The following is a 17,184-nucleotide window of genomic DNA, read 5'->3' on the forward strand; positions in this document are numbered from 1 at the left end:
CGCCTTCAAGCCGCCCGGAGGATCTGGAAATGACTGACATTGTGATCGTTTCGGCCGCACGTACGGCAGTAGGCAAATTCGGCGGCTCGCTCGCGAAGGTGGCGGCGCCCGACCTGGGCGCCATCGTCATCAAGGCCGCGCTCGAGCGCGCGGGCGTGAAGCCCGACCAGGTGAGCGACGTGATCATGGGTCAGGTGCTGACCGCTGGTTCGGGCCAGAACGTGGCGCGCCAGGCATCGATCAAGGCGGGGCTGCCCACGGCCGTTCCCGCGATGACGATCAACAAGGTGTGCGGCTCGGGCCTGAAGGCCGTGATGCTGGCCGCGAACGCGATCATCGCGGGCGATTCGGACATCGTCGTGGCCGGCGGCCAGGAAAACATGAGCGCCGCGCCGCACGTGCTGCCGGGCTCGCGCGACGGCTTTCGCATGGGCGATGCGAAGCTCATCGACAGCATGATCGTCGACGGCCTGTGGGACGTGTACAACCAGTACCACATGGGCGTGACGGCGGAAAACGTCGCGAAGGAATACGGCATCACGCGCGAGGAGCAGGACGCGTTTGCGGCGCTCTCGCAGAACAAGGCTGAGGCTGCGCAGAAGGCGGGCCGCTTCGATGCGGAAATCGTGCCGGTGGCGATTCCGCAGCGCAAGGGTGAGCCGCTGCAGTTCGCGACCGACGAATTCGTGCGCCACGGCGTGACGGCGGAATCGCTCGCGGGTCTGAAGCCGGCGTTCAACAAGGAAGGCACGGTGACGGCGGCGAACGCCTCGGGCCTGAACGACGGCGCGGCAGCGGTCGTGGTGATGTCGGCGAAGAAGGCCGAAGCGCTGGGCCTGAAGCCGCTCGCGCGCATCAAGGCATACGCAAGCGGCGGCGTGGACCCGAAGATCATGGGCATGGGCCCGGTGCCGGCTTCGAAGCGTGCGCTGGAGCGCGCGGGCTGGTCGGTGAACGACCTCGATCTCATGGAGATCAACGAGGCCTTTGCCGCCCAGGCGCTGGCCGTGAACAAGCAGATGGGCTGGGACACGTCGAAGATCAACGTGAACGGCGGGGCGATTGCGATCGGTCATCCGATCGGCGCATCGGGCTGCCGGATTCTCGTGACGCTGCTGCACGAAATGCAGCGCCGTGATGCGAAGCGCGGTCTCGCCTCGCTGTGCATCGGCGGCGGCATGGGTGTGGCGCTCGCGCTCGAGCGTGCTTGAGTTCGCTTGATGCGACCGCTGGGGCGGACGGCTATCGGTCCGCCCTGGCGCTGCGACAAACGCGCGGCGCGGGTGGTGGCAGCGGGAAGGAGCGAGGCCAGGGCCGTCGAAGACGCGCCCGGAAAACGATAATGGAGTGTGGTTTATGTCAGAGCGTATTGCGTATGTAACGGGCGGGATGGGCGGCATCGGAACCGGCATTTGCCAGCGCCTCGTCAAGCAGGGCTTCACGGTGATCGCTGGCTGCGGCCCGAATTCGCCGCGCCGCGTGAAGTGGCTGGAAGACCAGAAGGCGCTCGGTTTCGACTTCGTGGCCTCGGAAGGCAACGTGGGCGATTGGGATTCGACGCGCCAGGCGTTCGACAAGGTCAAGGCCGAGGTCGGCGAAATCGATGTGCTCGTGAACAACGCTGGCATCACGCGCGACGTGGTGTTCCGCAAGATGACGCGCGAAGACTGGACGGCCGTGATCGACACCAATCTCACGAGCCTCTTCAACGTCACGAAGCAGGTGATCGACGGCATGGTCGAGCGCGGCTGGGGCCGCATCATCAATATCTCGTCGGTGAATGGCCAGAAAGGTCAGTTCGGCCAGACCAACTATTCCACGGCCAAGGCCGGCATTCACGGCTTCACGATGGCGTTGGCTCAGGAAGTGGCGACCAAGGGCGTGACGGTCAACACCGTTTCGCCGGGCTATATCGGCACGGACATGGTGAAATCCATCCGTCCCGACGTGCTGGAAAAGATCGTCGCGACGATTCCCGTGCGCCGTCTCGGCGCGCCCGAGGAAATCGCGTCGATCGTGGCGTGGCTCGCGTCGGACGAGTCAGGCTTTGCAACCGGTGCTGACTTCTCGCTGAATGGCGGGTTGCACATGGGCTGATCCCGAGTGCCGCGCGCCTGCAGGGGGCGCGCGAAGCTGGGATCGAGGACGGCAGCGGGCCTGTTTGCTCACCGGGGCAGGCCGTTTCCGGGCTAGACCAACGCGCGACGGCAGCGGCCGCCGCGCGTTGGCGCTAACAAGGGCGACACATGACGACTACAAAGAAAACCGCCGAACGTCTCATCAAGAAATATCCGAATCGTCGGCTGTACGACACGGAGACGAGCACGTACATCACGTTGACGGACGTGAAGCAACTCGTGCTGGAGCAGGAAGAGTTCAAGGTCATCGACGCGAAGACCAACGAGGATCTGACGCGCAGCATCCTGCTGCAGATCATTCTCGAGGAGGAAAGCGGCGGTCTGCCGATGTTCTCGTCGTCGATGCTGTCGCAGATTATCCGTTTCTACGGTCATGCTATGCAGGGCATGATGGGCACCTACCTGGAAAAGAACATCCAGGCGTTCATCGACATCCAGAACAAACTCGCGGATCAGTCGAAGAGCCTTTACGAAGGTAACGCGATGAACCCCGAGGTCTGGTCGCAGTTCATGAACATGCAGGCGCCGATGATGCAGGGCATGATGACGAGCTACATCGAGCAGTCGAAGAACATGTTCGTGCAGATGCAGGAGCAGATGCAGAACCAGGCGAAGAACATGTTCAGCAGCTTCCCGTTCAAGCCCGTGACGCCGGGCGGCGCGGCGGCGCCGGCGCAGGGCGCGCCTGAGGGTGGCGAGGAAGAGAAGAAGTAAGCGGCGCGGCGCACACGGCGGGTGGCGCGCTTACGAGTTGCGGCGCGCCGTGGCGACGCGTTGCCTCGCGGCGCGACCCACTGCGGGGCGCCGTCTTCAGGCGCTTTGAGAGAGTCCGGCCGTTGCACGCGCGAGCGCTGCGGCGGTGGGTTTGCCACGCGTGACACGCACCGCGCCGGCTTTCATCTGACGCACCGACTTCAGAATATTGGCCTGCAACGGGTCCATTGTCTTTTCCATATTTTCGCTCTCCGCGCAGCCGGCAGATGGATGCGCTTGATCGTGCGCAAGGTGCACCGGGCGAAAATTATCCCGACGCTCAGTCGGAGGGGGAGCAATAGCTGAACGACGTTTGATCCTGCCCATATTGCATCCGACCCCGACGCGCAGGAACACACCCACCATGCTGCACCGCACGATACGGCAAACGGGTAAAATGGCGGATTGGCTTGACCTCGCGCGGCGCAACGAATGCCCTGCGCCCCACATCCGGACGTACACGTGAAAAACCCTGTTGAATCAACGACCTCCCGCAATCCTGCTCCGCGCGTCGGGATGGTTTCCCTCGGCTGCCCGAAGGCGCTTGTCGACTCCGAGCAGATCATCACCCAGCTGCGCGCCGAGGGTTACGAAATCTCGGGGTCTTACGACGGTGCGGACCTCGTGGTCGTCAACACGTGCGGCTTCATCGACGAAGCGGTGCAGGAGAGCCTTGATGCCATCGGCGAAGCGCTTTCCGAGAACGGCAAGGTGATCGTGACCGGGTGTCTCGGCAAGAAGGCGAGCGCGAGCGGCTCGAACCTGATCGAGGAAGTGCATCCGAAGGTGCTCGCCGTGACGGGCCCGCACGCGGTGGGCGAGGTCATGCAGGCCGTGCACAGCCACCTGCCCAAGCCGCACGATCCGTTCGTCGATCTCGTGCCGGCCGCCGGCATCAAGCTCACGCCGCGCCATTACGCGTACCTGAAGATCTCCGAAGGCTGCAATCACCGTTGCACGTTCTGCATCATCCCGTCGATGCGAGGCGACCTCGTGTCGCGCCCGGTCGCCGAGGTCATGCTGGAAGCCGAGAACCTCTTCAAGTCCGGCGTGAAGGAGCTGCTCGTGATCTCGCAGGACACGAGCGCTTACGGCGTGGACGTCAAGTACCGCACCGGATTCTGGAACGGCAAGCCGATCAAGACGCGCATGACCGACCTCGTCGCCGCGCTGGGCGAACTGGCTGCGCAATACGGCGCCTGGGTGCGCCTGCACTATGTCTACCCGTATCCGAGCGTGGATGAAGTGATTCCGATGATGGCCGAAGGTCCGTTCAAGGGCCACGTGCTGCCATATCTCGACGTGCCGTTCCAGCACGCGCATCCCGAAGTCCTCAAGCGCATGAAGCGCCCCGCGAATGCGGAGAAGGTCATGGAGCGCGTGAAGGCCTGGCGCGAGATGTGCCCGGATCTCACGATCCGCAGCACGTTCATTGCCGGCTTCCCCGGCGAGACGGAAGAGCAATTCGAAACGCTGCTCGACTTCATCCGCGAGGCCGAACTCGACCGCGTGGGCTGCTTCGCCTATTCGCCGGTTGAAGGCGCAACGGCGAACGAACTCGACGGCGCACTGCCCGACGAGGTGCGCGAGGCGCGCCGCGCGCGCTTCATGGAAGTGGCGGAGCAGGTCTCGGCCAAGCGCATCCAGCGCAAGGTCGGCAAGACGCTCAAGGTGCTGATCGACGAGATCAACGCCGACGGCGGCATTGGCCGCACCGCGGCGGATGCGCCCGAGATCGACGGCGTGGTCTATGTCGCTCCCGCGACCAAGGCATCGAAGCGCTACAAGGTCGGTGATTTCGTTTCGGTGAAGATCACCGGCGCGGACGGCCACGATCTCTGGGGCGAGGTCTGACCGGCATGACGAGCGTCGCCCCGCAAGTCCTCGCCTATGGCGAGGCCATGGTCGAGTTCAACCAGGCGTCGAAAGACCGTCCCGAGTATTTGCAAGGCTTTGGCGGCGACACGTCGAACTTCGCCATCGCGGCGGCTCGCCAGGGCGCGCGCACGGGCTTCGTCTCGGCCGTTGGCGACGATCAGTTCGGACGCCTCTTGACTGATCTGTGGACGCGCGAAGGCGTCGATACCTCGACGGTGCATGTGGACGCTACGGCGCCCACCGGTGTCTACTTCGTCTCGCATGGCCCGAGCGGCCATGCCTTCGACTATCTGCGCAAGGGTTCGGCCGCTAGCCGTTACGCGCCGCGCGATCTGCCGCTTGACACCATTGCGGCTGCGCGTGTGCTGCATCTTTCTGGCATCAGCGTGGCGATCAGCGACAGCGCGTGCGACGCGGCGCTCGCCGCCGTCGAGCATGCGCGCGCCAACGGCGTGCGCGTGAGTTTCGACACCAATCTGCGCCTGAAACTGTGGCCGCTCGCGCGGGCGCGCGCCGTGATGAACGAGGTGCTGCGTCTCACCGATATCTGCCTGCCTAGCTGGGACGACGTGGCGGTGCTCACGGGCCTCGAAGACCGCGACGCGATCGTCGATTACCTGCTCGCACGCGGCGCTCGTGTGGTCGCGCTCAAGCTGGGCAAGGACGGCGCTTATGTCGCAACGCCCGACGAGCGGCGCGTCGTGCCGGGCCACGTGGTCGCGGCAGTGGACGCCACGGGCGCGGGCGACTGCTTTGGCGGCGCCTTCGTCGCGCGGCTCGCGGCCGGCGACGATCCGTTCGCGGCTGCGCGCTATGCGAACGCGGCCGCCGCGCTTTCGACCTTGGGGTTTGGCGCCGTTGCGCCAATCCCTTATCGCGAGGACGTCGAGCGATTACTCGCCGATCGGCCCGCGAGCGAAGCGCACCAATAACAAGATTCATCCATTCAGGAAGACGAGGAGCAAAACTATGGAACGCGAAGTAGTGGTGGTAAGCGCTGTGCGCACGGCAATCGGTGACTTCGGCGGCAGCCTGAAGGACTTCTCGCCGACGGATCTCGGCGCACGCGTGGTGCGCGAGGTGCTGTCGCGCGCGAACGTGGACGGCGACGCGGTGGGTCACGTGGTGTTCGGCAACGTCGTGCACACGGAGCCCAAAGACATGTACCTTGCGCGCGTGGCCGCAATCAACGGCGGCGTCGCGCAGCACGCGCCGGCGCTGACCGTGAACCGCCTGTGCGGCTCGGGCCTGCAGGCGATCGTTTCGGCCGCGCAAACCATTCTGCTCGGCGACGCCGACATTGCGATCGGTGGCGGCGCGGAAAACATGAGCCGGGCGCCGTACACGATGCCGGCCGCGCGGTTCGGCCAGCGCATGGGCGACGCGCAGCTCGTCGATATGATGATCGGCGCGCTGCACGACCCGTTTCAGACGATCCACATGGGCGTGACGGCGGAAAACGTCGCGAAGAAGTTCGGCATCACGCGCGAGGCGCAGGACGCGCTTGCGCTCGAATCGCACCGTCGCGCCGAGCGCGCGCTCGCCGAAGGACGCTTCAAGGATCAGATCCTGCCCATTTCGCTCAAGTCGAAGAAGGGCGAAGTGCTGTTCGACGCCGACGAGCATGTGCGCCACGGCGCCACGCTGGAGGACTTCTCGAAGCTCAAGCCGGTGTTCGCGAAGGAGAACGGCACGGTCACGGCGGGCAACGCGTCGGGCATCAACGACGCGGCGGCCGCCGTGCTGCTGATGAGCGCCGACGCCGCTCGCGAGCGCGGCGTGAAGCCGCTCGCGCGCCTCGTCTCGTATGCGCATGCGGGCGTCGATCCGGCGTACATGGGCATCGGCCCGGTGCCGGCCACGCAGAAGGCGCTCGCGCGCGCCGGCCTGAAAGTCAGCGACCTCGACGTGATCGAGGCCAACGAAGCCTTCGCGGCGCAGGCCTGTGCGGTTTCGCAGGAACTCGGGCTCGACCCGGCCAAGGTCAATCCGAACGGTTCGGGCATCTCGCTCGGTCACCCGATCGGCGCGACCGGCGCGCTCATTACCGTGAAGGCGCTTTATGAACTGCAGCGTATCGGGGGGCGCTACGCGCTCGTGACGATGTGCATCGGCGGCGGCCAGGGCATTGCGGCCATCTTCGAGCGCATCTGATACGCGCCGCGCCCCGCCAGCTGTGCAAGTGAGGGAAGGATTCAGATGGAAGTTGTGATGCAAGCACAGCGGCCGCCGGGCGCGGCCGCTCGACGGGGCCGCGCCATCAAGGCGCGCGGCTGGATCGTGGCCGCAACTGCGGCGGCCATGGTCCTCACGCTGCCGCTCGCGGCGCGCGCGCAGGACGCAAGCGCGCCGCCGCCGGTCAATTCCACGCTGAAGCCGAACCCCGAATTCGCGAAGCTGCCGCAATACGTCGGCACGCTCGGCAAGCGTCAGATCGTTATGCGCCTGGGCGCCAAAGCCGGCGACGACGACCCGACTGGCGTGCATGGCGAATACCAGTTCACGGACACCGGCGAGGTGATCCTGATCGCGGGCGACCGCGCGGACGCCACGCTCGAAGCCGAGGACTCGAATGACGGCACGCATATCACCGGCAACTGGGTGGGCACGTTCGCCGAAGATGGCTCGCTTTCGGGCGACCGCATGGATCCGGACGACTCTCACCCGGTCCCCTTCGATTTGAAGCCGCTCGCGGCGGGGGCCGCGGCTCCGGCCGTGTCGACCGGCGCGGCGAGCGCGTCGACTCCGAACGGCGCTCACGCCGTGAACGGCGTGAGCAATCTCGTGATCGGGCAATAAGCGCCGCCGCGAGTGTTACTCTTCGGCATGCGGCGTTGCGCGCGCCACCCGCGCTAGCCGCGCGCCGCAACGTCCTCGCGCCTCAACCGAATTCGCTCCGACATGACCAAATCCGACTCCAGCCGCGCGTTGCAGACGCGCATCATCCACCCGCAAGACGACCTCACGCCCGGCTTCGAATCGTTCGCCGCGCCTGTCACGCGGGCTTCGACCGTGGTGTTTCCCGACCTCGCTTCGGTGCGCGCGCTCGACTGGCGCAACGATGCGCAATGGCGCTACGGCCTGCACGCCACGCCCACCTCGGCCATGCTGCAAAAGCGCATCGCCGAGATCGAGGGCGGCGAGTATGCGCTGCTGCAACCCTCGGGGCTCTCGTCCATCTCGAACGTCTACTTCGGACTGCTGAAGTCAGGCGACGACGTGCTGATCCCCGATAACGTCTATTCGCCGAACCGCGATCATGGTGACTGGCTCGCGCGCGATTTCGGCCTCACGGCGCGCTACTACGATCCGATGATCGGTGCGGGCATCGCCGAGCTGATCCAGCCGAACACGAAGCTGATCTGGGTGGAAGCGCCCGGCTCGGTGACGATGGAAGTGTCCGACGTGCGGGCGATCACCGCGGCGGCGCGCGCGCGCAACGTGGTGACGGCCATCGACAACACGTGGTCGGCGGGCCTCGCCTTCAAGCCGTTCGAGCACGGCATCGACATTTCGGTGCAGGCGCTCACCAAGTATCAGTCGGGTGGCAGTGACGTGCTGATGGGCGCGACCATCACCGCCGACCGCGATCTTTATCTGAAGCTCAAGGCCGCGCGCATGCGGCTTGGCATCGGCGTCTCGGTCGACGACTGCTCGCTCGTGCTGCGTGCACTGCCGAGCATGAAAGCGCGCTTCGAGGCGCATGATCGCACCGCGCTCGGACTCGCAGGCTGGCTCAAGACGCGCCCCGAAATCGCGGCGATGCTGCACCCGGCGTTCGAAGACTGCCCGGGCCACGAGTTCTACAAGCGCGACTTTACGGGCGCGGGCGGCCTTTTTTCCGTGGTGTTCGACGAGCGCTACAGTGCGGCGCAGATCGACACGTTCTGCGAGTCGCTCGAACTCTTCGCGTTGGGCTGGAGCTGGGGCGGCGCGCATAGCCTCGCCATGCCGTACGACGTCGGTTCGATGCGCACGGCAGCGAGCTGGCCGCATCGCGGCACGCTGGTGCGCTTCTACATCGGTCTCGAAGAAGAGGCCGATCTGCGCGCCGATATCGAGCGCGCGCTTGCAAGGCTTGCGGAAAAAGCAAGTACGCCTGAATAATCCGCGCAAAACAACAACGGCCGCTCGCGTCCATAAGGACACGAGCGGCCGTTGGCTTTTCCAGGCGCCGCGAAGGCCGGGTCAGAACAGACGCAGCAGGCCGTCGAGCCCGACGAAGTTGAACGCGACACTCGCTGCCTCCCGCACCACCGGCTTCGCGCGGAACGCGACCGACAAACCCGCCACGCCCATCATCTTGAGGTCGTTCGAGCCGTCGCCCATCGCGATTGCGCGGCGTGGCTCAATGCCGATCTGCGCACAGGTTTCGGTGAGCGTACGCGCCTTCACGTCGGCGTTGACGATCTCGCCAGTCACGCGGCCCGTGAGCTTCCCCTCGACGATTTCGAGCGTGTTCGCGCGCGTGTAGTCGAGCCCGAGACGCGCTTTCAGGCGCTCGGTGAAGAAAGTGAAGCCGCCGGAAACGAGCAGCGTTTTCAGGCCCGCGGCCTTCGCGCCCGCGAGCATCTGCTCGGCGCCCGGCGAGAGCTGCAGGCGCTCTTCATACACACGCTCGAGGGCGCTCGCGTCGAGCCCCTTGAGGAGCGCTACGCGGCGCGTGAGGCTTTCGTTGAAGTCCTTGATCTCGCCGCGCATCGAGGCTTCGGTAATCGCCGCGACCTCGGCCTTGAGGCCGCAGAAGTCCGCAATTTCGTCGATGCATTCGATCGTGATGAGCGTCGAATCCATGTCCATCGCCACGAGGCCGAAATCGGCCAGCGCGCGGCCCGCTTCGACGAACGCGTAGTCGAGCTGGTGTGTGCCGCAGTAGACCTCGAGGTCGCCACGCTGGGCCGGCTCGGCATGCTCGATGCGGACCGCGTGGGCGTCGATCGGCGTGAGGCGGCTGCCGCGGGCGAGGCCGAGGAGCGGCTTGTGATGGACGGTGTCGAGCGGGGCGGGACTCTGGATGACGAGGTTCATGGCGGGACGGGCAAAGCCGACGCATAGCGTCGTCGGATCGTTCGGATGAAAAAGGGCGCAGTCGCGCGTGTAAGAGCCAGAATTGCGCCCTGCAGTGCGCGGCAAAGCCCGTCATTGTAACTTCCCGTTGATCGCAGCGGTCGCGTGCCACTTTCTTCTCGCTTCTGCTTACGGCGGATGTTTCCCCTTTTTTTGCGTGCGCTTGCGATCACCTTGCAGCGACGAAAGCGTCCATTCGAGGCACAATGAAAGCTCGTGCGGCGGTCTGACGGGGGCGGCCGCCGCGTGCCGTCAACCGAACGTGTCGCGACTCGCGTCGCGCGAGGCGTCATGTGCCAAGGCGCCAGGGGAACCGGTATGCAGGACGCTCGCAAGGCTCCAACCACGACATCTGCCCGAACGCCGCGCGGCGAGCGGGCCCCGACATCGGACGCCGCCACGCCGGCCATGCCTGCCGCGTCCGTGCACCGCTTGCCTCGAACCGCACGCCGCCGGCGCGACGACGCCGCCGAAAGTGAAATCGACGGTATACGCATCACGAGTGCCAGGCGCGTCATCGATGCGGACAGCGGCACGCACAAACTCGAACTCGTGCGCTACTACGAGCGCGCCGCGCGCTGGATCCTGCCGCATCTGCGCGATCGCCCCGTGTCCCTCGTGCGCGCACGGCGCGGCTTGAGCGGCGAGATGTTCTTCCAGCGCCATAGCGCACGCGCGCCACTGCCCGAACTCACCGAACACGAAGGGCTCGACCCGGGCCATCCACCGCTGCTCACGATCGATACGGCGAGAGCGCTGGTGAGCGCCGCGCAGATGGACGTCATCGAGTTGCACACCTGGAACGCCAGCGTCCACGACATCGAGCGGCCCGATCGGGTTGTCTTCGACCTTGACCCCGATCCGGCGCTGGGTTGGGACCGCGTGATCGAGGCGGCGCAGTCCACGCGCGCACTGCTCGCGGAACTCAGGCTCGAATCATTTTGCAAAACGAGCGGCGGCAAGGGACTCCATATCGTCGTGCCGCTCACGCCGCAGGCGGGCTGGGATGACGCGAAGGCATTCGCTCGTGCGGTTGCGCAGCATCTGGCCTCGGTCTGGCCCACGCAGATCACGGCCACCATGGGCTCCGAACACCGCAAGAAGAAGATCTTCATCGACTATCTGCGCAATGCGCGCGGTGCGAGCACGGCGATCGCGTATGGCGTGCGGGCGCGCCCGGGCATGGGTGTGTCCGTGCCGATCGGCTGGGACGAACTGGAGGCGACGACGGGGGGCGCGCAATGGACACTTGCGACCATCGACGCGCGCCTCGCCCAGATCGAGCAGGCCGATCCCTGGGCGGCCTACGGATGCGTGCGCCAGACGTTGACACCGGATCTGACGCTGGGTCTTGAAGCAACCGGCAAGTAGCGGCGCAGCGAGCGTGAGCCCGTTTCGCGTGCCGCGTATGCACAACGGGTCGTCAATGCGGACGAAGCCCGGCGCGTAACCGCGCGCTGTCATACGGCAAGCAAATTGCTCGCGATGACAAGCAGGATAAAACCTGGTCCATTCGATGCGTGCGCTCGGCGCAAGGCGGCGCGCAGCGCGCTAGACTGGTAACAGACCATCCGCCGCACGGGAGCGGAGCGTCGTACCCGGCTTTTCGCGGCTCGCCGCGTTCGTTGCGTACGCCGCTTTTCGCTCGCGGGCGCGGCCGTTCCCGCCAGGAGGTGACGCATGCCTTGCCGCAGCTCCCGCCATACTCGCCGCCGCCGCGCGGCGCTCGTCCAGTTTGTCCTAGCCGCTTCCTGCGTCATCGCGCTGCCCGTGCTCGCGGCTACGCCGATCACGGTCACCTCGAAGGCTGCAACCGACGGGCCGATCCGCTACACGGTACGGGTCGCGTCGAAGCCGTTCGGCGATGCTCAGGAGACCCGCATGCTGCGCTCGGGCGACACCGACGACTTTACGTGGCGCACCACGCCGCCGGGCGGTGCGGTCGCGACGCCGCAAGGCTGCCCGGACTATGCTTCGTTGCCGCTCGACGCGAACGGCGCGATGGTCAGGCAGACCCAGGTTCGCCTGGCGCCAATCGTCGCGAGCAACGGCACGGCCACCGTTCAGGTGAGCTTCCGCGCACAGGCGCCACACGGCACGCAGACGGTGTCGAGCAACGGCGCATCGCTCACGTGCCCTGCTGTGGTCGCGCATAGCGAGGTCGCGCATCTCACGATGCCCACCAATGGCACCGCGAAGACGCTCAAGCTCAGCGACGGCACGCAGATCACGATCTCGGCGCAGCGCTAGCGTGTGCCGCGAACGGGATGGCCGGCGTAGCGCGCAAAGCACGCAACGCGCGCCGGCCGCATACGCTTAAGCGCGTGCCTTGCGCTCGATAAGCCGCGCAACAAGGAAGCGATGCTCCGGCGAGAAGAGGCGCCGGTACGCGAGCAGCACCGCGCCCACCGTGCCGAGCGCCGACGAAGCCGCGATCAGGAACATGATCACGATCTGGTAGCGCACGGCCTGCAGCGGCGATTGCCCCGCGAGCACCTGGCCCGTCATCATGCCGGGCAAGCTCACCACGCCGACCACGGCCATCTGGTTGAGCGTCGGGATCATGCCGGCGCGCACCGCCTCGCGAGCGCTAGCCTGCGCGGCCTCCCAGCGTGTCGCGCCGAGCGCGAGCGCACTCTCCACCCGGTCGCGCCGCGCCGTCAGCTCCTGCATCATGCGCTCCACGCCGAGCGACACGCCCGTCAGCGTGTTGCCGAGAATCATGCCGAGGATCGGAATCGCATATTGCGGCTCGTACCACGGCCGGATGCGGATCACCACGAAAAGCCCGACTGCCGCCACGAGCCAGGCGCTCACCCAGATCGACACGATGCTGTCCGCGCGTTGCCCGCCGTAGGTGCGTGCGCCGCGCTGCGCCCCGGCGAAACCGGCGATCAGTGTCATGAGTGCCATGAGCGGCAGCACGACGTACCAGCGGTTGAATGCGAATACCCAGCCGAGCACGTAACCGACTGCGAGCAGTTGCACGACGGTGCGCACGGCGGCCCACGCCAGCCTGCGTTCGAGGTCGAGCTTGAGCAGCACGGAGACCGCGCCGTTGACGAACACGAGCAGCGCCGCAATGGCGACGTCGCCGATGCCGAGGTTCTGCAGGACGCCTGGGCTCATTGTGCGGCTCCCTGGGTGAATGCCGCGCGCGTGGCGGGTTCTTCGAGCACACCCGCGCGCATCGTCAGATGCCGCTCGCCCACGCGCTGCGCCTGGGCGGGATCGTGCGATACCCAGACCGTGGCGCGCACCGTGCGCGCCTCATCGAACCAGCCGGCCACCAGCGCTTCGACGGCGCGCGCCGATTCGGGGTCGAGAGAAGCGGTCGGCTCGTCGAGCAGGAGTGCTTCGGGATCGAGCTGGAGCACGCGCACCAGTGCCACGATCTGCGCTTCGCCGCCTGAAAGCTCGGAGGTATCGCGCGCGAGGAAGTCGCTGGAACGGCCGGTGGCGGCGAAGAGCGCGCTTGCGCGCGCCGCGTCGAATCGCACGTCGCGGTAGGCCGCTAGCGTATAGGGATAGCGCAGGTTGTCCTCGACGCTGCCGTCTAGCAGCGCGGGCCGCTGCCGCAGGTACGCAATATGCCGCCGATAGCGGACAATGCGCCCGCGCGTGACCGGTTTGCCATGCCAGCGCACGTCGCCGCCATCGAGCGGGTCGAGTAGCGCGAGCGCGCGCAGGAATACGCTCTTGCCGGAGCCGGACGGGCCCGTCAGCACGGCGCGCTCGCCCGCCTGCAACGCTAGATTCGTGGGATGCAGCAACCACTGGCCGCGTTGTGCGTCGCGCCGGGCGATCTGGCGGGCCTCGACGAGCGGCGCGTCATCGGCGTGGGGTGGGGGAAGTGGGTTGTGCTTGAGCATCGAAAGATTGCAAACATGACTAGTACGGCAAATCGTGGGAGGCCGTCACGCAGATGGAACCGGGCACGCTGACTGCTCTTGCGGTATTGCAACATGGCAGGTCGACAACAACGCATAACGTGGAGTACGCATGACGTCACCGCAGCCCAAGCCCTTTAGCCTTGGCCGCACGCTCGCCAGGATCATCGCATGGCTCGTCGCGGTTGTCGTCGTGTTGATTGTCGTGCTCGTTGTCTTCATCCTGACGTTCGACTGGAATCACGCCAAACCCTACGTGAACGAAAAGGTCACCGAGGCCATCGGGCGCCCGTTCGCGATCGAAGGCGATCTGAAGGTGGGCTGGCAGAGGCCGCCCGGCGAAACGGGCTGGCGCGCGTGGGTGCCCTGGCCGCGTTTTTCCGCCACGCAGATCGAGATCGCCAACCCCGACTGGACGAAGTCTGCGCACTTCGCCACGCTCGACGAAATCGACTTCGAGGTGGCCGTGCTGCCGCTTCTGGCTCACGACATCGTGATCCCGGCGATCAATCTCGTGAATCCGTCCATCGACGTCGAGCGGCTTGTCGACGGGCGCAACAACTGGACCTTCAAACTGCCCGCCTCGAGCGGGCCGTCGACGTGGCGGCTCGAACTGCACGACATCACGTTCTCGAGCGGCAATATCGACGTGAGCGACCAGCAGACGAAAACCGACGTGAAGATTGCGGTGAGCTTGCTTGGGCACGGCATCCCGATCGGCAAGGTGATGGAGCAGCAGGAAGCGGCGTCGCGCCAGGGCTCCGCGCAGGTCATAGGACGTGCGGGCGCGAACCGGCTTACACAGCAGGTGAGCAAGGAGCAGGCTTCGGAGGCGGCAGCCGCCAGCGCGGCTAGTGCGATTAGCGTGGCGAGCGGTGCGGCCGAGGCGAGCGCGGCGACGGCCGCAGCAAGCGCGCCTGCAGCGGGCTCGCAGACGCTCGCCGCGAGCGGTGCCATCGTGGGCTCGGGCGCCGCGCCCGCACAGCCACTCGTGAAAGAGCCGTTTTACGCGATCGGCTGGACGATCAAGGGCACGTATGGCAAGACGGCGCTCTCGGGCGACGGCAAGCTCGGCGGCGTGCTCGCCCTGCAGGACGCGAAGCGCCCGTTCCCGATCCAGGCCGACGTGCGCGCGGGCGACCTGCACATCGCGCTGGTCGGCACGCTCACCGACCCGATGCACCTGGCCGCTGTCGATCTGCGCCTGTGGCTGCAGGGGCAAAGTTTGGCGCATCTGTACAACCTGACCGGCGTGACGCTGCCCGAAACACCGCCGTATGCCACCGACGGCCACTTCGTTGGCAATTTCAGGCGCGGCGCGAGCGTGTTCCGCTATGAGAACTTCACGGGCCGTGTGGGCGGCAGCGATTTGAACGGCACGGTGGTCTACCAGCAGCGCACGCCGCGACCGCTCCTGACAGGCGAACTGGTGTCGAACCTGCTGCAGTTCTCGGACCTCGCGCCGATCATCGGCGCAGACAGCCGCGCGAGCAAGGCAAAGCGCGGGGATACCGACAAGCAGCCGGCCGATCGCGTGATCCCGGCCGAGCCGTTCCGCACCGACCGCTGGAGCGCCATCGACGCCGACGTCAAATTTACGGGCCGGCGCATCATCAAGCAGGGCAGCTTGCCGGTTCAGGACCTCTACACCCACGTCATGTTGACGAACGGCGTGCTCGTGCTCGATCCGCTGCAGTTCGGCGTGGCGGGAGGCACGCTCGGCACACGCGTCTCACTCGACGGTAGCGGCGCGCCGCTCAAGGCGCGCGGCACGCTGGAGGCGCGCCACCTGAAGCTCAAGCAGCTATTTCCGAACTTCAAGACGATGCAGTCCGCGCTCGGCGAGATCAACGGCGACGCTTCGCTCACGGCGACCGGCAACTCGCCGGCGGCGCTCGCCTCGACCTCGAACGGCGAGGTGAAGCTGCTTGTCACGCAGGGCACGATTAGCAGATTGCTGATGGAAGCGGCGGGCCTGAACGTGGCAAACGTGGTGTACGAAAAGCTGTTCGGCACGCACGACGTGAATATCAACTGCGCGGCGGCCGACTTCGTCGCCACCAACGGCGTGCTCGATCCGCGCGTGTTCGCGCTCGACACCGACGACGCTGTGATCGACATCGACGGCCCGATAGACCTGCGGGACGAATCGATGGACATGAAGGTCCATCCGCATACCAAGGGCTTTCGCATTTTCACGCTGCGCTCGCCGCTCTACGTGAAGGGCACCTTCAAGAACCCGCACGTGGGTGTGGATGCGACGGCGCTCGCGCTGCGTGGCGGCGCGATGATCGGGCTGGGGCTCATCAACCCGTTTGCCGCGCTGATTCCGCTCATCGCGCCGAGCAACAACAAGCCGCTGCCGTGCGACGTGCTGTTCGCGCAGATGCATCAACATCCAGTGGCGCCGCCGCCAGGCCAGAAAATGCGCGCGCGGCCATTGCCCGACCTCGGCAGCGCGGGTACCGGCGCGAGCGCTGCTGCGGCGACGGATAAGGGAGACAAGGGGGTGAAAGCGAGCCCGGCGACGCGCAACGCGCCGTCGCCGGCCTCGACTGGCAAGGCGACGCAAGGGCAGGAGCCGCTTTACAAGGGAAGCTGATTCGGGAGGCTAACGCGCAAAAACCGCTGCGTCGGGTCAATCGACCCGGCGCAGCGGAGCAGTGAACTTCGTTGAAAGCGCGACCTAGCGCAACGAGCGCGGCGCCGTGTCGCCGGCGGCGTCCTGGCGGCGCGTCACGCGCCGTGTGGTCATCGTCGGACGCGCCGCGCCGAATTCGGGCAGGACCCGGCCGCGCGCGCGGCTCGCGAACACGAGAAAGCCGAAGCCGTCCGCCTCATACCAGTAACCGCCGTTCTCGAGGCCTTCGATCGGCTGCTCGAGCGCGTGAGCGATCGATTCGATGCAGCGCTTACGCAATTCACTCGTCCCCGGATACGGCGGCTGCGCACCACGCACGCTGCACAGGAGCACATCGAGCCCTGGCAGGATATGCGCATACAGCACAGGCTCGTCCTGCGCGCGCGCTCGCGCGATCTTGGTATCGAGTTGGCTGAACGGTTTGAAGTGGCTTAGCACGGCGAGAAATGACTCATCGCCGTCTGCCTTGACGCGTTTGCGCTTTTTCGGGAAGGACATAAAAATTCGCCTGAAAAAGGTGGATTGCAGTACACGCAGCGTTCCCATGCGACCACTCCCGGACTGGTGCGCCGCACGTCGATCCTTTATAGCACACGGATTTGCTGCGTTCACGAGGATAGAGATGGGGACACTCCGCTCTAACGGCGCACGGACCGCCTGAAGCGATCCGGACCTGCGCGGCCTGCCTTACTGCCCCTGTTTCAAAACCCTCATTGCATTCGCAAACGCCATGCCGGATCGCACGTCGCGCTCATGTAGATATCCCGGCGCTCTCTCGCTTGTCTCCGTCTCAATAATAGACCTGTGTGTGCGCTCG

The 17,184-nt window shown here is 66.1% G+C and carries 16 protein-coding genes; 11 read left to right on the top strand and 5 right to left on the bottom strand.

Annotated elements, in window-relative coordinates; genetic code table 11:
- The first annotated feature begins 29 nt into the window (after nt 1-29).
- From JMY28_RS16205 to phaR, 3 genes are all read left to right on the top strand, one after another.
- Entirely contained in the window at nt 30-1,211 is a 1,182-nt protein-coding gene (locus JMY28_RS16205) for an acetyl-CoA C-acetyltransferase (RefSeq protein WP_201696930.1), read from the top strand.
- A gap of 145 nt (nt 1,212-1,356) precedes the next feature.
- Entirely contained in the window at nt 1,357-2,097 is a 741-nt protein-coding gene (locus tag JMY28_RS16210) for a 3-ketoacyl-ACP reductase (RefSeq protein ID WP_201696931.1), read from the top strand.
- 149 nt (nt 2,098-2,246) lie between these two features.
- Nucleotides 2,247-2,852: a polyhydroxyalkanoate synthesis repressor PhaR gene (phaR, locus tag JMY28_RS16215; RefSeq protein WP_133186007.1), complete on the top strand. Its 606-nt coding sequence runs from the start codon at nt 2,247-2,249 to the stop codon at nt 2,850-2,852.
- Nucleotides 2,853-2,948: 96 nt separating this feature from the next.
- On the opposite strand, the gene JMY28_RS16220 is transcribed toward phaR, so the two are convergent.
- The gene (locus JMY28_RS16220; RefSeq protein WP_201696932.1) at nt 2,949-3,092 is read right to left on the bottom strand and encodes a hypothetical protein; all 144 of its coding nucleotides are present in this window, start codon (nt 3,090-3,092) and stop codon (nt 2,949-2,951) included.
- A gap of 315 nt (nt 3,093-3,407) precedes the next feature.
- Between JMY28_RS16220 and rimO the strand changes: the two genes are divergently transcribed.
- From rimO to JMY28_RS16245, 5 genes are all read left to right on the top strand, one after another.
- Nucleotides 3,408-4,745 (top strand): 30S ribosomal protein S12 methylthiotransferase RimO, encoded by a 1,338-nt coding sequence (rimO, locus tag JMY28_RS16225; protein ID WP_201696933.1) that lies wholly within the window; start codon nt 3,408-3,410, stop codon nt 4,743-4,745.
- A 5-nt stretch (nt 4,746-4,750) separates the two neighbouring features.
- Entirely contained in the window at nt 4,751-5,701 is a 951-nt protein-coding gene (locus JMY28_RS16230; protein WP_201696934.1) for a sugar kinase, read from the top strand.
- A gap of 37 nt (nt 5,702-5,738) precedes the next feature.
- On the top strand, nt 5,739-6,923 hold the full coding sequence (gene bktB / locus JMY28_RS16235) for a beta-ketothiolase BktB (RefSeq protein ID WP_201696935.1): 1,185 nt from the start codon (nt 5,739-5,741) through the stop codon (nt 6,921-6,923).
- Between the two features lie 57 nt (nt 6,924-6,980).
- Nucleotides 6,981-7,568: a hypothetical protein gene (locus tag JMY28_RS16240; protein ID WP_201696936.1), complete on the top strand. Its 588-nt coding sequence runs from the start codon at nt 6,981-6,983 to the stop codon at nt 7,566-7,568.
- 102 nt (nt 7,569-7,670) lie between these two features.
- Complete coding sequence (locus JMY28_RS16245; RefSeq protein WP_201696937.1) at nt 7,671-8,876, top strand: cystathionine beta-lyase; 1,206 nt, start codon at nt 7,671-7,673, stop codon at nt 8,874-8,876.
- A gap of 81 nt (nt 8,877-8,957) precedes the next feature.
- On the opposite strand, the gene serB is transcribed toward JMY28_RS16245, so the two are convergent.
- Nucleotides 8,958-9,797 carry a phosphoserine phosphatase SerB gene (gene serB / locus JMY28_RS16250; RefSeq protein WP_201696938.1) on the bottom strand — a complete coding sequence of 280 codons (840 nt, stop codon included), beginning with the start codon at nt 9,795-9,797 and terminating at the stop codon, nt 8,958-8,960.
- Between the two features lie 471 nt (nt 9,798-10,268).
- Between serB and ligD the strand changes: the two genes are divergently transcribed.
- Both ligD and JMY28_RS16260 read left to right on the top strand, forming a co-directional pair.
- Complete coding sequence (gene ligD, locus JMY28_RS16255) at nt 10,269-11,207, top strand: non-homologous end-joining DNA ligase (RefSeq protein WP_236596889.1); 939 nt, start codon at nt 10,269-10,271, stop codon at nt 11,205-11,207.
- 309 nt (nt 11,208-11,516) lie between these two features.
- Entirely contained in the window at nt 11,517-12,086 is a 570-nt protein-coding gene (locus JMY28_RS16260) for a DUF6013 family protein (protein WP_201696940.1), read from the top strand.
- 66 nt (nt 12,087-12,152) lie between these two features.
- Here JMY28_RS16260 and JMY28_RS16265 read toward each other — a convergent pair whose 3' ends face one another.
- Together JMY28_RS16265 and JMY28_RS16270 are read right to left on the bottom strand one after the other, a co-directional pair.
- Nucleotides 12,153-12,965 (bottom strand): ABC transporter permease, encoded by an 813-nt coding sequence (locus JMY28_RS16265; protein WP_201696941.1) that lies wholly within the window; start codon nt 12,963-12,965, stop codon nt 12,153-12,155.
- Nucleotides 12,962-13,708, bottom strand: coding sequence for an ABC transporter ATP-binding protein (locus JMY28_RS16270; RefSeq protein WP_201696942.1), 747 nt, complete (start codon nt 13,706-13,708; stop codon nt 12,962-12,964). Before JMY28_RS16270 ends, JMY28_RS16265 begins: the two co-directional genes overlap by 4 nt.
- A gap of 130 nt (nt 13,709-13,838) precedes the next feature.
- On the opposite strand from JMY28_RS16270, the gene JMY28_RS16275 reads away from it, so the two are divergent.
- The gene (locus JMY28_RS16275; protein WP_201696943.1) at nt 13,839-16,328 is read left to right on the top strand and encodes an AsmA family protein; all 2,490 of its coding nucleotides are present in this window, start codon (nt 13,839-13,841) and stop codon (nt 16,326-16,328) included.
- Nucleotides 16,329-16,412: 84 nt separating this feature from the next.
- Here JMY28_RS16275 and JMY28_RS16280 read toward each other — a convergent pair whose 3' ends face one another.
- On the bottom strand, nt 16,413-16,913 hold the full coding sequence (locus tag JMY28_RS16280) for a hypothetical protein (RefSeq protein WP_201696944.1): 501 nt from the start codon (nt 16,911-16,913) through the stop codon (nt 16,413-16,415).
- Nucleotides 16,914-17,184 lie beyond the last annotated feature (271 nt).

The organism is Paraburkholderia hiiakae (genome assembly GCF_904848665.1).
In the GTDB taxonomy this organism is placed as follows: Bacteria; Pseudomonadota; Gammaproteobacteria; order Burkholderiales; family Burkholderiaceae; genus Paraburkholderia; species Paraburkholderia hiiakae.

What these genes read in the sequence shown, in the direction of transcription:
- JMY28_RS16205 (WP_201696930.1), top strand. Translation starts at nt 30, where the DNA reads ATGACTGACATTGTGATCGTTTCGGCCGCACGTACGGCAGTAGGCAAA.
- JMY28_RS16210 (WP_201696931.1), top strand. Translation starts at nt 1,357, where the DNA reads ATGTCAGAGCGTATTGCGTATGTAACGGGCGGGATGGGCGGCATCGGA.
- phaR (WP_133186007.1), top strand. Translation starts at nt 2,247, where the DNA reads ATGACGACTACAAAGAAAACCGCCGAACGTCTCATCAAGAAATATCCG.
- JMY28_RS16220 (WP_201696932.1), bottom strand. Translation starts at nt 3,092, where the DNA reads ATGGAAAAGACAATGGACCCGTTGCAGGCCAATATTCTGAAGTCGGTG.
- rimO (WP_201696933.1), top strand. Translation starts at nt 3,408, where the DNA reads ATGGTTTCCCTCGGCTGCCCGAAGGCGCTTGTCGACTCCGAGCAGATC.
- JMY28_RS16230 (WP_201696934.1), top strand. Translation starts at nt 4,751, where the DNA reads ATGACGAGCGTCGCCCCGCAAGTCCTCGCCTATGGCGAGGCCATGGTC.
- bktB (WP_201696935.1), top strand. Translation starts at nt 5,739, where the DNA reads ATGGAACGCGAAGTAGTGGTGGTAAGCGCTGTGCGCACGGCAATCGGT.
- JMY28_RS16240 (WP_201696936.1), top strand. Translation starts at nt 6,981, where the DNA reads ATGCAAGCACAGCGGCCGCCGGGCGCGGCCGCTCGACGGGGCCGCGCC.
- JMY28_RS16245 (WP_201696937.1), top strand. Translation starts at nt 7,671, where the DNA reads ATGACCAAATCCGACTCCAGCCGCGCGTTGCAGACGCGCATCATCCAC.
- serB (WP_201696938.1), bottom strand. Translation starts at nt 9,797, where the DNA reads ATGAACCTCGTCATCCAGAGTCCCGCCCCGCTCGACACCGTCCATCAC.
- JMY28_RS16260 (WP_201696940.1), top strand. Translation starts at nt 11,517, where the DNA reads ATGCCTTGCCGCAGCTCCCGCCATACTCGCCGCCGCCGCGCGGCGCTC.
- JMY28_RS16265 (WP_201696941.1), bottom strand. Translation starts at nt 12,965, where the DNA reads ATGAGCCCAGGCGTCCTGCAGAACCTCGGCATCGGCGACGTCGCCATT.
- JMY28_RS16270 (WP_201696942.1), bottom strand. Translation starts at nt 13,708, where the DNA reads ATGCTCAAGCACAACCCACTTCCCCCACCCCACGCCGATGACGCGCCG.
- JMY28_RS16275 (WP_201696943.1), top strand. Translation starts at nt 13,839, where the DNA reads ATGACGTCACCGCAGCCCAAGCCCTTTAGCCTTGGCCGCACGCTCGCC.
- JMY28_RS16280 (WP_201696944.1), bottom strand. Translation starts at nt 16,913, where the DNA reads ATGGGAACGCTGCGTGTACTGCAATCCACCTTTTTCAGGCGAATTTTT.